The organism is Pantoea sp. X-Soil-ISGK-421 (assembly GCF_059730785.1).
This window is the reverse complement of record NZ_AP035980.1, coordinates 1-14,200: the sequence shown is the minus strand read 5'-3', so window position 1 is coordinate 14,200 and position 14,200 is coordinate 1. Positions and strand designations below refer to the sequence as shown.

The following is a 14,200-nucleotide window of genomic DNA, read 5'->3' as shown; positions in this document are numbered from 1 at the left end:
GCTGCGCCAAAACAACAATTCTTGATATTAATTTACATAAATATCAATAGGATAAATTAATTTTATCCAACACAAAAACCCGGACACGCCTGGCGCGTCCGGGTGTGCAATCATCCGTAATTTATTCGGCTGAGACCGGCACCAATACGCCTTTTACCAGCGGGTCATCGGTGGTTTTCAACCACTGCTTTACGCGCGGATCGGAGAAGGCTTTTTTCAGCTTCTCGATATTTTCCTGGTCCAGATAAGGTGTGCCAATCACCAGCTGTGAGGCAAAAGTACGCGGCGCAGGCGGGAAGAGAATGCCTTTCTCGCGCGGCACTTTTCCGGCATCAAATTGCGAGACGTAACCAATCGCCGCATCCACCGAGTTAAGCGCACGCGGCATGGTCAGCAGATCGAGTTCTTTAAACACCAGTCCATGCGGATTGCCAACAATGTTCTTTAGTTTGGCCGTGCGCGGCTCAACGTTAGGATCGAGCGTAATTAACCCCTGACGTGCCAGCAACCATAATGCCTGGCCCTGATTGGCGCCATCATCCGGGACTACAACCGTCGCGCCCCGCGGCAAGTCAGCGACCGATGTGTAACGATCGGAGTAGATGCCAAACGCCCACTGGAACAGCGGCAGTGCGGAAGTCAGCGCAAAGCCGTTGGCATCCACGACTTGCTTCAGCCACCACTGATGCTGGTATACCGTTGCGGCATATTGCCCTTCGGCTACCGCGCGGTCGGCTTGCACCGGATCCTGCACACCTACTGCCTCAAGCTTCAGGCCGTAATCAGGCGCGATGTGCTCGCCAACGTATTCAATCAGCTTCTGCTCGCCCGCCATTGCCGGTTCAAAATGCACCTTTAGCGTGGTACCAAAAACTACCGCCTGCGGCTGCTGGCTGCGCCAGAACCAGCCGCCAGCGGCGAGGATAACGACCACTATAATCAGTAGCAGCCACGGCCAGCGGCGTGTTTTACGCAGCTCGAAATCTTGTGTTGTCATAGCGATGTCCCCTGAGGATGGCGTAATGCGGTGACCAAACGGTCGCCGAGAAGTTGAATAGTTTGAATAAGGGCGATCAGCACCACGATGGTGGCGATCATGATGTGATTGTCGAAGCGCTGATAACCGTACACCACCGCCAGATAGCCGATACCGCCAGCGCCGATAGTGCCGGCAATGGCGGAGTACTCAATCATCGAGATCAAATTGAGCGTTACCGCCGCAACTATCGCGGGCAGCGCTTCGCTGAGTTGTGCCGAGCGGATGATTTGCCAGCGCGAACCACCGCATACCAGACCCACCGCGGTGACTTCGCCAGGCAACTCACGCAGCGCGTTGTCCACCAGACGGCCAAAGAACGGAATGCCTGCAGCGATCATCGGCACTACGGCGGCAGGAATGCCGATGGTCGTGCCGGTGAGCCAGAAGGTGAACGGAATGATGGCGGCCATCAATACCAGAAATGGCAGCGAGCGGCCCATGTTGACGATCCAACTCAACACCCGGTTAATACCGCGATGTGGAAACAGACCGCGCGCTGAGGTGTTAAACAACACCACCCCGACGATGCCGCCGAACGTCACCACAAACAGCATCACGATCACCACCATCAACGCGGTTTCGCCCAGAGCGGGCAGCATCAACGCCGGAATTTCTGGCCACGGCGTATCCTGACTAATGACTGATACGCTCATACCGCCTCCCGCAATGGCAACACGCTGCCGGAAACGCTGGCAACTAAGCCCAACTGCTCCAGTTGCGACAGCAAACGCGCCAACGGCACGCGCTCATGCTGAAAGTGAATGCCCACCTGCAGCCGTCCGGCTTGCAGACCGTTAACTTGCTCAACGTGCGCGCCGAGCAGATCAATACGCAAACCAAACTGCTGGCTGAGGCGCGATATCCAGTCGCTGGCGACCGGCACATCGGTGCGATAGCTGAGCTGGAGCAGCAGTTCGGCATCACTCGCCTGCGCCGCCAGTGGGAACAGGCGCTGTCCCAATAGCGAATCCGGCTGTGCCAGCAACGCTTTCACCACGCCATACTGAACGATTTGGCCGTCGCGAATTTCCGCCACTGCATCTGCCGCTTGACGTACCGCATCCATTTCGTGGGTGATCAGCACAATCGCCAGCTTGTAGTCATCTCGCAGCTTTTTCAGCAGGTCGAGCACGGTGACGGTGGCTTCCGGATCGAGCCCTGATGTGGCTTCATCTGCCAGCAACACCGACGGGCGCAACGCCAGCGCACGCGCGATGCCGATACGTTGACGCTGACCACCGGAAAGCTGGCCGGGATAAGCTTTAGCTTTGTGGCTGAGACCGACGCTATCGAGCAATTCACCCACGCGCGCTGCGATATCGCGATCCACCACGCCGAGGTAGTGCAGCGGCAAGGCGATGTTCTCCCACGCGGTTTTACGTTGCAGCAGCGCGGAAGACTGGAAAACAGTGCCAATCGAGCGACGCGCCTGACGCAGCGCTTCACCATCCAACCGGGAAAGATCGCTACCGTTGACGCGGATGCTGCCGGCACTCGGTTGCTCTAGCAAACTGATACACTTCGCCAGCGTCGATTTACCCGCGCCGCTTGGCCCAACTACCGCGGTGATGTTGGCCTGCTGCACCTGCAGGCTGATGGATTTCAGCACCTCAGTAATGCGGCCGTCGGGCGCGCGATAGTGTTTGCTGAGTTGATCTATTTCGATCATGAGACCTCCTGCAGCGTGGAGGTTTTCACGCGATAGCCCGCGCCCGGGTGCGGCGACTGCAGCTGCGGGCCGGCGGCGAATAACTTCTCGCGCAGCGTGCCCTGCGCATACTCTTTTTTGTAGACGCCGCGTTTTTGCAGTTCCGGGATCAGCAGTTCCACCACATCTTCAAAGGTTTCATGCGTCAATGCATAGGCGAAGTTGAAGCCATCCACATCGGTCTCTTCTACCCAGCTTTGCAGTTCATCGGCGACGGTTTCCGCGCTGCCGACAATGAGCGGACCAAAGCCGCCAATGCCAACCCAATCTGCCAGCGCTTTTACCGTCCACTGACGATCAGGATCGGCGGTGGAAAAGGTTTCGACCGCTGATTGGATGGCGTTGGTGTGGATATATTTCAGCACCTGATCCGGCTGATACTGGCCGAAGTCGATGCCGGTCCAGCCTGATACCAGCGCCAGCGCGCCTTCGTAGCTGACCCAGCCGGTATACTCTTTCCACTTCGCCTGCGCCGCCAAATCGGTTTCACCGACAATCACGGTTTGCAGATTGAAGATCTTAATGCTGTAAGGATCGCGCCCCGCTTCCGCCGCGCGGCGACGAATATCGGCAACGGTTTTCTTCAGCAGCACTTTCGACGGCGCAGCAACAAACACGCATTCGGCGTGTTCCGCCGCAAACTGCTTGCCACGGCTCGAGGCGCCCGCCTGATACAGCACCGGCGTACGTTGCGGTGACGGTTCGCACAGGTGAATGCCCGGCACGTTGAAGAAGGTGCCCTGATGATTGATCGGATGAATTTTGCGCGGGTCGCTGAAGATGCGGCGTTCGCGATCACGCAATACCGCATCCTGCTCCCAACTGCCTTCCAGCAGCTTGTATACCACTTGCAGATATTCGTCGGCATAGTCGTAGCGGCTATCGTGATCGGTCTGCGCTTTGTGACCGATGTTGCGCGCGCCGCTCTCCAGATACGAGGTGACGATGTTCCAGCCGACGCGGCCTTTGGTCAGGTGATCGAGTGTCGATAAACGGCGCGCAAACGGATAAGGATGTTCAAACGATAATGATGCCGTGAGACCAAATCCAAGGTGTTCGGTGACCAGCGCCATCGGCGTGATTAACGCCAGCGGATCGTTCACTGGCACCTGCGTCGCCTGGCGGATCGCCGCATCGCCGTTGCCGTTCAATACGTCGTAAACGCCAAGCACGTCGGCAATAAACAGGCCGTCAAATTTGCCGCGCTCCAGCAGGCGTGCTAAATCCACCCAATATTCCAGATCTTTGTATTGCCAGGAACGGTCACGCGGATGCGCCCACAGGCCCGGCGACTGGTGTCCGACACAGTTCATATCAAATGCGTTCAAGCGAATTTCACGTTGCGATGGCATAGCAATCTCCATAGCGAGGCCGTGATCGTGTTACGACCTGGCGTTCGTCAGTTAATTTTTAGGATGTTGCGAGATTAAAGCGTTGAGGGGGGACATCGCTCAGCGTGAGCGATTTGCAGTTCTTGTAAAATATTCTTCGCCACATCAGCGGCGTGATCGGCAACTTGCGGCAATCCCATCAGTTCACCGAAGCGCGCACGCGCAGCGGGTCCAACGACAAACAGACGCGGGTTGGGCTGGCCGGTAAGATTGAGCGTGTGTGACTGGCTGTCAACATCCAAACCAAAACCCAACGGGTCAGCACGGATCAAACCTTGCTGACTGAGTGACTGCAGCAGCGGCTGACTGACAATTAAGGCCTCATGACCGGGACCGGTGGTGACAATCAGATGATCGAGGCGATGAATTTCGCTGGCACCCTCGCGCGTACGCAGCGTGATTTCCAGCTGGTGGCCGAGACTGCTGATATCTACCAGGCGCGCGGCCAGCACCTTCATACTGCCCTGCTGCTGCCGAGCACTCATCACCGCTGACACCTGCGGCGCAATGCGATAGCGATGCACATCCCACCACGAACGCAAGTGACGGACAAAGCGCTGCTGCTCGCGCAGTGGAAGCGATTGCCAGATCGTTTGGCCTTGCACGCGCACCTGATCCAGCACGCGTTGCCACGGTAAACCCTGCTCAGCCGCACCCGCCAATTCAGCACGAATATGCCGCAGCCACAGACGCGCGCTGGGCACGCTCTGTGGGGCTAACGTCCATTCGGGCCACTCACCACTCAAATTATCGCGAGAGAGCTGGCCACGGCGCGAGAAGGCGATTAACGGGCCACAATGCTGTCGTGTATCTAACGAAGCCACTACGTCCGCCATACTCAAGCCGGTACCGATAATCGCAACCGACGCTTTAGGATTGATGGCGTCCAGTACGCCGTGCTGCCATGGATTAGCAATCAATGCCGGGTGCGCCAAGAACGGTTGCAGCGCACGCGGCAACGACGGCGGCGGATGACTGATTGCTAATGCCAGCACATCACCCTGCAGCGCTTCGCCGTTGCTGAGTAACAGCTGTTCTCCTTCCCAGGCCACGGCACTGGCCTGGATGTGGCGCAACGTGATATGTGGATACGCCTGCGCCGCCGCCGCAAACTGTTCTGCCAGATAGCGACCAAATAGGCTGCGCTGCGGATAGACTGTGCCGTCATCGCAATGTGCTACTGAATCCAGTGAACATTCCGGCTGTTCGCGGTACCAGCGATCAAACGCGCCCTGCTCTTCACCGCTTAATTGCATGCGCGAAGCCGGCACGTTGATGCGGTGTGCTGGCTCTTGCGTGGAATAGGCAACGCCGCCGCCAAGATTGGCGCGCGGTTCGACCACTGTAATCAGTAGCCCGGTTAACGAGGTGCGTGCGAGATGAATCGCCAGCGCCGTGCCGCTGAAACCACCACCAACAATGATTACCTGCGCCGTTGACATTGCCTTCTCCTGCATTAGCTGGCGCTCGTCTGTTTTGAAGGACGCTTATCGCCACCAATGGTTTCACCAAACGGACCGGTGTTAATCGTACGTTCACGCTGCTGCTGCGCGTTAGCCAGCGGTAGCAGCGGCAACAGCAATTCGGCCACGCGATGCGCTTCTTCCAGATGCGGATAGCCCGACAGAATGAAGTTGGTGACGCCTAATGACTGATATTCGCGAATACGTTCTGCCACCTGTTCAGGACTGCCCACCAATGCAGTACCTGCGCCACCGCGCACCAGACCTACGCCGGCCCACAGATTTGGTGAGATATACAGATTGTCACGCGAACCTTTGTGCAAAGCACTCATCCGCGCCTGGCCGGCGGAGTCCATACGCGCAAAGATTTTCTGCGCCTGCGCAATGGTCTCTTCATCAAGATGGCCAATCAGTTTATCTGCCGCCGCTTTAGCTTCTTCTTCAGTCTCGCGCACAATGACATGCAAACGAATGCCGTACTCCAGTTTACGTCCACGCTGTTCCGCACGTGCGCGCACCACTTCCAGCTTTTCGGCAACCTGCGCTGGCGGCTCGCCCCATGTGAGGTAGGTATCGATTTGTTCCGCTGCAACATCAATCGCCGCCTCTGATGAACCACCAAAATAGAGCGGCGGACCCTTTTCCTGCACCGGCGGGAATAACACTTCCGCGCCTTCTACGTGGATATGTTTACCTTCGTAATCCACTTTTTCACCGCGCATCAGGCGGCTGTAAACATCGAGAAACTCTTTGGTGACTTCGTAACGTTCACTGTGGTTGAGGAAAATGCCATCGCCTTTGTTCTCAATCGGATCGCCGCCGGTCACCACGTTAATCAGTAAACGCCCTTCGGACAGACGATCGAGCGTGGTCGCCATGCGTGCTGCCAGTGTTGGCGGCTGCAGGCCAGGGCGCACCGCCACTAAATAGCGCAGACGTTTTGTGATGGGCGCTAATGCGGAGGCCACCAGCCAGGAATCTTCACAGCTTTTGCCAGTAGGAATTAATACGCCGTAGAAGCCGAGATTGTCGGCAGCAAGCGCCACTTGCTGTAAGTAGGGTAAATCGACCGGGCGCCCGCCTTCGGTGGTGCCAAGGTAGCGTCCATCTCCATGTGTCGGTAAAAACCAGAAGACATTAATTTTATCGTTCGCGGAATCGGCCATTATGCTTTTCCTATATAACTTTATTAAAAAATCATCATTTTGAACTGCTCATTTGGTTATAAAGCTATTAGCAGAAAGCGTGCCAGGTTATTTAAGGCCGCGAATCGCCTTAATTCAGGCAGTTAGCCCTGTCGTTATGCGTTTAAGCAGTTGCATTTGCGACTTTGATGCAACAGCAATTGCTGCATATGCAACTGCTTATGCTTTTTACATGGTGTTCATAGTCAGCGAGAGCATTTAGCGTAGCGTTATGATCGTTACAGGACTTAATGCCATGTTAACCACTTACGCTAACCACACTGATTCTCCACGCTTAGTCGATCCTGCTTCACTGGCGTTTCAGTCGCTGCTGGACAAATTCGCGCCTACCGATGCTACCGTTTTGATTGTTGGCGAAACCGGCACCGGGAAAGAAGTGGTGGCGCGCTACTTGCATCATCATAGTCCACGTCGTCATGGCCCCTTTCTGGCAGTTAACTGCGGCGCGCTGACGGAAAGCCTGGCCGAAGCAGAGCTGTTTGGTCATGAGAAAGGCGCATTTACCGGCGCGACACAATCTCATCCTGGCTGGTTCGAATCAGCGCAAGGCGGTACGTTGCTGTTGGATGAGATTGGTGAACTCAGCCCTTCACTGCAGGTTAAATTGTTACGCGTATTGCAGGAACGAGAAATCACGCGCGTAGGCTCGCGTAAAGCGATAAAGGTGGATGTGCGGGTTATTGCGGCTACGCATGTCGATTTGGCACAGGCAATCCGTGAACGACGCTTCCGCGAAGATCTTTTTTATCGCCTCAATATTGCGGTAGTTCCTCTGCCGCCGCTGCGTCAGCGTCGTGAAGACATTCCACTGCTGGCGCAACATTTCCTCACTCTGTATGCACGACGTTTGGGTCGCCCGGCACGTCGCCTGTCGCCTGATGCGCTTGAGGCACTGCACGAATACAGCTGGCCGGGCAATATCCGTGAATTGGAAAACACGCTACATAACGCCGTGTTGCTGAGCCGCGAAGAAACGCTAACGCCTGCACAGCTGCGACTCGCTGGTTACAGTGAACATGGATTTAGTGAGTCAAACGATTCTACGCTCGACAGCTTTCTGCAGCAGCAACTGAAGGGCCAGCCACAACAACTGTTTGATCGCGTCATCATGAGCCTGATTAGCAATGCGCTATCGATGACAGACCACAATCAAACGCAGGCCGCGACGCTACTCGGCATCAGCCGCCATACCTTGCGCACGCATCTGGCGAATCAGGGAATGATCAAAGGGCGGCGCAAAGCGCCTGTATCTCCGTCGATATCCATTACGCACGCAACGCAGGAGCGCGAACTGCGTATTGGCTATCAGAAATTTGGCAATCTAGGCGTGTTGAAAGCCCGTCAGAGCCTCGAACACGGTTTCGCTCAGCAAGGCATTAGCGTGCTGTGGAGTGAGTTTCCTGCTGGTCCACAACTGCTGTATGCACTGCAGAATAACGAAATTGATTTCGGAACGACGGGTGAAGTGCCGCCTATTTTCGCGCAGGCGAGCGGCAATGCGGTGACGTATATCGCATGGGAACCCCCGGCGCCGAGCAGCGTTGGCATCGTGGTACCCCATGATAGCGAAATCCGCACCATCAGCGATCTGCGCGGTAAGCGTATATCGGTTAATAAAGGCTCGAACGTTCACTGGCTACTGCTGCAGTTGCTGGAAGAAGCGGGCATTGGTCTGGATGAAATCAAAGTAGTGTACGCGCCACCGAAATATCCGCTGACCGCCAGTGATTATCTCTCGGTGGATGCGTGGATGATGTGGGATCCGTTGCTCAGCGCCGCTGAAAGCAATCCTGAACTGCGGGTTTTAGTGAACGGTGAAGGGCGTGTACATAATCATCAGTTCTATCTGTCACGACGTGATTACGTCGAGCAACACAATGACATACTCAAGCAACTGGTGGAAAGTTTGCAGCAAACGGGTTTGTTCATTGATTGCCAGCGACGCGAAGCTTCGATGTTATTGTCTCAGGAGCTTGGAATGGACATCGCGTCAGTAGAAAGAGCGTTGACACGCCGCAGTCATAAGACCCGTGCGATGGCCTTTGAGGTGATTAAAGAGCAACAGATAATTGCCGATCGTTTTTATGCGCTAGGGCTGATCAGTAAACCGGTGCGGGTACGCGATGCCGTTTGGCAATTTTCATCAGCGCTGGCGTTGATTGAGTGAGGTCAGCCGGAAAAGTTATCCACGCTTTCTGTGGATAAATCGCTGAATATCATCTGGCTAATCTCGCTTAGGTTCTATCACTAAAGACTGAAATGACGTACTCAATTGGCGATTTCAGCCTGAAATATTATTTAAAAAACCTTATTTTTCATAATAATAGAGATGAAATTGCCTTGGCGAGCCGATGAAATTTCATTCGGTTTCCACTCGCTAATTTTGCATAAAATTTTTGCTGCCGCCTTAGCGCACACTTGGTTAAATTGGCTTCAGTTAGTTAACCTGCATTGAATAGTTTGAATCGTTTCCTTTAATAACTCGATAAGATACTGGCGATTTCAGCCTGAAATTTCTCCTACGATAATCGATATTTCATACAGTTAGCGATAAAATTCCGCTGGCGAGGAAGGTAAAAGGGCATAAAAAAACCGCCCGGAGGCGGCATAACGATTATTGGTTTAGAAACTTATTGAGCGTCTCGTTAATCACTTTATCCAGTTCTTCCTGCAACTCTTTTGACTGACGATTGAACTCGTAGCTGAACATACGTCCGCGCGTTTTCTTACGTGCGAAGCGATCTTTATCGGCGAAGCTCCATAATGGCGTCGCTACCGTTTTATCTTTGGCCGGTGACTGCATTAGCGTCTGGCTGCCGTTACGCACTAATCGCAGAATGCCATTCTTCACTTCGTCTTCAGCTAACCCGTCGCGTGCGCATACCGTATCAACATCCATACCGATGGTATCGATCAATGCATCAACCGTTTGTCCGGTTTCCTGCAGCTTCTCGTACGCTTGCAGCAACGATTTATAGTCGGGATAGGTCAGTTCAGAATGATTCGGGAACAGTGTGACAAGCTCCAGTGGCACGCTGGCAGCCTGCAATGCACGCGTGACCTTCGCCTGAGATAGCCCTTCGCTTTGCGCGATCTCTTTCTGAGACAGTCCACTCTCTTTGAGCGACAGTAAACGCATACCCACTTCACGCAAGTTATGCTCGCGCGCAGTTTGAATGTCCTGCGCTAACCGACGCGCTTCTTCTGCGGAGATAGCGACGTCAGTGACCAGCACATCCAGCCCGGTTTTGCAGTGTAAAGCCGCCGCGCGACGACGAGAACCATCAAGAATCTCAATGCGATCGTCACGCTTTACGCCAATCGCTGGGAAAAACTGCTGCAATTTGATGGTACGGATGATGTCGCGCAGCGATTCAGGCGTAAGACCAGACTGATCGCGGCCATTGGTTTCCATCTTAACGAAGGTTTTCTCTTCGATTTCCTTCGCGGCAATGTGTTCAAGCGTGAAGAGGGCGCGTTTACCCGTCGCCAGAATGAATGTCTGAGAATGGCCATCGGCACTTTCCTCAGTCTGCAAAGGTGTCTGGCTGAAGGTTCGGCCAATAGTGATTCTTTTTGCGCTCATAGTAACCTCAGTTCAGGCGAATGAATTCAATACGGTCAAATACGGCTTTCGCGAAATCTTCCGCCGCTGAACGCGCATTCTTTAAGGCTTCGGTGCTGCCCACGTAGGTTGATGGATTGGCTGAAATAACCGTGTCAAACGACTCTCCGCAGCGCTCAAAGCCATCCAGACGCGGCAACGCAGCATCCAGCATATCGCCACCAAAAATCTCTTTCGCCAGGCTATGACACAGCTTATGGTCCGCTTTATTCGAAAGTTTAGACATAAAGCCAATGTTGCCCTGCAAACGGCAGGTAGCGCCAGATTCTTCAATGATGCCAATCAGCTCGGGTAAACGCGTCAGATACTTTAACGTGGAGTGGAAATCCACCTGCGCGGGGGGCACCGGCGTCATCAGTAAGTCCGAAGCGGCAATGGCGTTCTTGAGGAAAGCATCCAGATGCGGACCGCTGTCAATGAAGATAAAGTCGTAATCTTTTTTCAGCTTTGCCACCACATTGTCATACAACACGGCGTGGATGTTCTGATCGGGCAAATGAGCGGCACACAGTTCTTCCCAGCGCGATGCAATGAAGGCGTCATCAATTGATGCCGGCAAAACATCAACGCCCGGAATAATCGACGAAACAATAAACTCGTTGAGTAATTCTTCACGGCTAACGTTCTGCAGCATCGCCTGCGCGGCAGTAGCTTCCACTAATCCTACTGAACGTTGATGGTTAAGGAACATGGTGGCTGATGATTGCGGGTCCAGATCGATGACCAGAATCCGCAAATCTTCGAACAGTAGATGCGGATGGGCGCGTAAGGCATGTGCCAGCGAAACGGTAGAAACCGTTTTTGATACGCCACCTTTCAGATTACCAACAAAGATGCTGAAGGCTTCATGGTGGCGATCACGATACTTGGGTACGCCACGATGATGATAGATATCGATGATGTTCTGAATCGACATCGCATACTTGGTTGAGCTGCCCGCAGCACGTTTATCAAACGGATAGCCGTTCTCTTCCATCTCATTTACAGCGTAATCAACGCTCGCTCGCGTCAATTTAGGCAGTTTTGCTAAAGCTGCTTTCGCGTAAACCTGATAAAACGTGTTTTCCCGCAACTCTTCTTTCTGCGCCTGAATCTGATCGGTCAGGCTCATCAGCATTCTTTCTGAACGTTGTGCGACTTTCAGAACTTGCTTGTCATCGTTAGCCATACTTGCTCCACACATGTAGGATTTATGACTTTATACATAAATCCAGCACATGAGGCAAATATATCTCTTCTGCACAGGAAAAATTAGTGATGTGAAAACACCTTGATTAAGAGCGCTTTAGCGAAAACGTTCACTGTATTCAGTGTTCTTATTTTAGCCATAAGGCTTTATCGTTCAAATTTGAACCGCCGCATTCTTGTCCAAAGACGGAAAGATTCACTGTAATCAGTGGTTCGTTTCTCATTCTTGTACTGTTAGATAAAGAAGGAAAGAAGGGCGGTTACAGCTTAAATTACTGAAATGTTCACTGTAGTCAGTTAACTGAATACGACCAATGCAGGCGTTCACTGTAGTCAGTAAAAGATTCACTGTAATGAGCAAATAACGGATAAGCATTCACTGTAATCAGTAGATGCTATGTGCACGAGTGGATCAGGCGAGCGAGCAAGTACAATTACCTTGGTAATCAGATGTTCACTGTAATCAGTAAATCACGATGTACGCTCACGCGTAACTGCTAATGTTCACTGTAATCAGTAAACGCCTTGTTCTCATCATCGGCAAAGATTCACTGTAATCAGTAGAACGTGATTGCGATTCGATTAAACGTTCACTGCAATCAGTACGTCAAATGGGTTAGAGGGAAGGCATTCACTGTAATCAGTAAAAATTATGACGCAGTGTAGAACGTTCACTGTAATCAGCAAAGCCTGCCAAAATGTTGAGTCTAACGTTCACTGTAATCAGTAAGACCTGATTTACCGACAAACGGATGCCCCTGAAATCGCCATTAACAATCCAGCAAAATCCGCTAAACGTCCTTTAGAACATTCACTGTAATCAGTACACCCTCAGGTTAAATGGCTTACTCGTTTACGGGTAAGTAATGGTGATGTTCACTGTAATCAGTAAAAAACCCACTGTTGCCTGAACGCCCAACGTTCACTGTATTCAGTAAAAAACGACGCGTTGAATTGTTGTTTGTCATGCTGCGAACACAGCAGGGCAGGGGACGACATGGCAGCGTTCACTGTAATCAGTGACAGTGTGATGTGCTCGTCAATCAGCATAAAAGAGTAGATACAAATGCCTCTCGCTTTCGTTCACTGGAGTGAGAAGACAGGCCAAACGTTCACTGTAATCAGCGCACTGACCAACCCTGTCACTTTTACTGGCTGTATTAACAGTTAAATTACCGATTACAGTGAATATAGTTAGCAAACAGTTTTTTTATACTTATAAATCATTAACTTGCAGTTAAACATTCACTGTAATCAGTGCACAGACTTGTCATTAACATTCACTGTAATCAGCGAACTGAGCGTGAACACAAAGATTCACTGTGATCAGTAGAAAGGCAGTAAAAAGGGAAGTTAAGTGGAGCACTACCGCCCTTGTAAGTACTCACTATCATCTTAAGCAGCTTAATATGGCCTCAGCTTAGTGCATGGCAAGGCACAAGACCTGCCAAGAGCTGAAGGTTTCCGATTACAGTGAACGTTGCTGATTACAGTGAATGATGCGAGGACAGCTGATTGCAGTGAATGTTAGCGGAAGAGCAGGTGTCACTTTTGCTCAAAAAGTGACACCGCTTTACAGGATTTGCTGAATACAGTGAACGGTTGATATCACTCTTCGAACTCAATATCTTCCAGCGAATCGATACTTTCGAGATTGCTGATGCCGTCGAGTTTTGGTGTCCTGCTGTGGATGATGAAGAACACCGAGCGACCACGTTTCACTTCCGAATAGTCGAGATAGCCAATCTCCTTGAGCTGCTCCATCGCACGTCGCACCACGTGGTTTTGCGTGGTGGTTTTCGAGCCAAGGTTTAAACGCATACGTAAACGCGCCAGAGAGATGGGCGCCGGATTGGTCGGCAAACTTTCGAGATAGGTATACAACGCCTGAGCAGATTCTTTACGCTTCAAACGCGAAATGGCTCGCAGCTGCAGCAACACTTTATGGTCGAAGTTATAGAGCTCGAATAACTTCGGATCGGCCTGAATGCGCACAAGATCCTTTTCACGATCGTAATACGCCGATTGCACCAGGTGAGTGTGATACGCCTTGCCATTACCTTCAAAGGACAGCGTATTCGTCGCAATGCGCCGTAAAGAGGCATCTAAACGCTTACGTAACGCGGCGGACGAGTTTGCCGAAGGGATCCCGCACATCTTGACGAAATCAATAAACGGCAGCGTCACGGTGTCGCCCTTTGAGGGATAACGCGAGAAAGATTGGATAATCCCGGCCCAGGTTTTGAAATCATTATCCATATCCAGTCTTGCGCCGGTAATGGTAATCTTTTCATAGCCTTCCGATTTCACCAAAGAAAGGTTCTTAAGTTCTTTCGTTGCATCCGTCGAGGCCATCGCGCCTGACTTACCCCGTGCGGTGGACTTCAATGTAGGAACAAACAGACCCAGGCGCATTAAAGCGACCGGTTGTACGGTGTTATTTTTATTGGGGTGGAGTTGAATAACTTCACCGCTGTTTTTTGTCACCGACAGAAAGGGCTCGAGTAACGCCTTGTTTTCACTCTCTTTATCTGCCATAGCCTGAGATCTTCATTCTGTGGATGAAAAGGGTCGTTTTCTG

Annotated in this window: 10 protein-coding genes; 1 reads left to right on the top strand and 9 read right to left on the bottom strand. The window is 52.3% G+C overall.

The window, feature by feature from the left end; translation table 11 throughout:
- Window positions 1-121 precede the first annotated feature (121 nt).
- From AC6I8K_RS18870 to ssuD, 6 genes are all read right to left on the bottom strand, one after another.
- On the bottom strand, window positions 122-997 hold the full coding sequence (locus tag AC6I8K_RS18870; protein ID WP_497827271.1) for a MetQ/NlpA family ABC transporter substrate-binding protein: 876 nt from the start codon (window positions 995-997) through the stop codon (window positions 122-124).
- A complete protein-coding gene (locus AC6I8K_RS18865) occupies window positions 994-1,692 on the bottom strand; it encodes a methionine ABC transporter permease (protein WP_064741390.1) in 699 nt (232 codons plus the stop codon). The genes AC6I8K_RS18870 and AC6I8K_RS18865 overlap by 4 nt, the downstream gene beginning before the upstream one ends.
- Window positions 1,689-2,708, bottom strand: coding sequence for a methionine ABC transporter ATP-binding protein (locus AC6I8K_RS18860; RefSeq protein WP_497827270.1), 1,020 nt, complete (start codon window positions 2,706-2,708; stop codon window positions 1,689-1,691). Before AC6I8K_RS18860 ends, AC6I8K_RS18865 begins: the two co-directional genes overlap by 4 nt.
- A complete protein-coding gene (locus AC6I8K_RS18855) occupies window positions 2,705-4,099 on the bottom strand; it encodes an LLM class flavin-dependent oxidoreductase (RefSeq protein ID WP_497827269.1) in 1,395 nt (464 codons plus the stop codon). The genes AC6I8K_RS18860 and AC6I8K_RS18855 overlap by 4 nt, the downstream gene beginning before the upstream one ends.
- Before the next feature lie 74 nt (window positions 4,100-4,173).
- Complete coding sequence (locus tag AC6I8K_RS18850; protein WP_497827268.1) at window positions 4,174-5,580, bottom strand: FAD/NAD(P)-binding protein; 1,407 nt, start codon at window positions 5,578-5,580, stop codon at window positions 4,174-4,176.
- Window positions 5,581-5,594: 14 nt separating this feature from the next.
- The gene (ssuD, locus tag AC6I8K_RS18845) at window positions 5,595-6,767 is read right to left on the bottom strand and encodes an FMNH2-dependent alkanesulfonate monooxygenase (RefSeq protein WP_064741386.1); all 1,173 of its coding nucleotides are present in this window, start codon (window positions 6,765-6,767) and stop codon (window positions 5,595-5,597) included.
- A gap of 274 nt (window positions 6,768-7,041) precedes the next feature.
- Between ssuD and AC6I8K_RS18840 the strand changes: the two genes are divergently transcribed.
- Window positions 7,042-8,973: a sigma-54-dependent Fis family transcriptional regulator gene (locus AC6I8K_RS18840; protein WP_497827267.1), complete on the top strand. Its 1,932-nt coding sequence runs from the start codon at window positions 7,042-7,044 to the stop codon at window positions 8,971-8,973.
- Window positions 8,974-9,420: 447 nt separating this feature from the next.
- Here AC6I8K_RS18840 and AC6I8K_RS18835 read toward each other — a convergent pair whose 3' ends face one another.
- The 3 genes from AC6I8K_RS18835 to AC6I8K_RS18825 all read right to left on the bottom strand — a co-directional run bounded on the left by AC6I8K_RS18835 (window position 9,421) and on the right by AC6I8K_RS18825 (window position 14,157).
- Window positions 9,421-10,392: a ParB family protein gene (locus AC6I8K_RS18835; RefSeq protein WP_483818148.1), complete on the bottom strand. Its 972-nt coding sequence runs from the start codon at window positions 10,390-10,392 to the stop codon at window positions 9,421-9,423.
- A gap of 7 nt (window positions 10,393-10,399) precedes the next feature.
- The gene (locus AC6I8K_RS18830; RefSeq protein WP_064741383.1) at window positions 10,400-11,599 is read right to left on the bottom strand and encodes an AAA family ATPase; all 1,200 of its coding nucleotides are present in this window, start codon (window positions 11,597-11,599) and stop codon (window positions 10,400-10,402) included.
- A gap of 1,628 nt (window positions 11,600-13,227) precedes the next feature.
- Entirely contained in the window at window positions 13,228-14,157 is a 930-nt protein-coding gene (locus tag AC6I8K_RS18825; protein WP_007886110.1) for a RepB family plasmid replication initiator protein, read from the bottom strand.
- Between the last annotated feature and the right edge of the window lie 43 nt (window positions 14,158-14,200).

What these genes read in the sequence shown, in the direction of transcription:
- AC6I8K_RS18840 (WP_497827267.1), top strand. Translation starts at nt 7,042, where the DNA reads ATGTTAACCACTTACGCTAACCACACTGATTCTCCACGCTTAGTCGAT.
- AC6I8K_RS18860 (WP_497827270.1), bottom strand. Translation starts at nt 2,708, where the DNA reads ATGATCGAAATAGATCAACTCAGCAAACACTATCGCGCGCCCGACGGC.
- AC6I8K_RS18835 (WP_483818148.1), bottom strand. Translation starts at nt 10,392, where the DNA reads ATGAGCGCAAAAAGAATCACTATTGGCCGAACCTTCAGCCAGACACCT.
- AC6I8K_RS18865 (WP_064741390.1), bottom strand. Translation starts at nt 1,692, where the DNA reads ATGAGCGTATCAGTCATTAGTCAGGATACGCCGTGGCCAGAAATTCCG.
- ssuD (WP_064741386.1), bottom strand. Translation starts at nt 6,767, where the DNA reads ATGGCCGATTCCGCGAACGATAAAATTAATGTCTTCTGGTTTTTACCG.
- AC6I8K_RS18825 (WP_007886110.1), bottom strand. Translation starts at nt 14,157, where the DNA reads ATGGCAGATAAAGAGAGTGAAAACAAGGCGTTACTCGAGCCCTTTCTG.
- AC6I8K_RS18855 (WP_497827269.1), bottom strand. Translation starts at nt 4,099, where the DNA reads ATGCCATCGCAACGTGAAATTCGCTTGAACGCATTTGATATGAACTGT.
- AC6I8K_RS18850 (WP_497827268.1), bottom strand. Translation starts at nt 5,580, where the DNA reads ATGTCAACGGCGCAGGTAATCATTGTTGGTGGTGGTTTCAGCGGCACG.
- AC6I8K_RS18830 (WP_064741383.1), bottom strand. Translation starts at nt 11,599, where the DNA reads ATGGCTAACGATGACAAGCAAGTTCTGAAAGTCGCACAACGTTCAGAA.
- AC6I8K_RS18870 (WP_497827271.1), bottom strand. Translation starts at nt 997, where the DNA reads ATGACAACACAAGATTTCGAGCTGCGTAAAACACGCCGCTGGCCGTGG.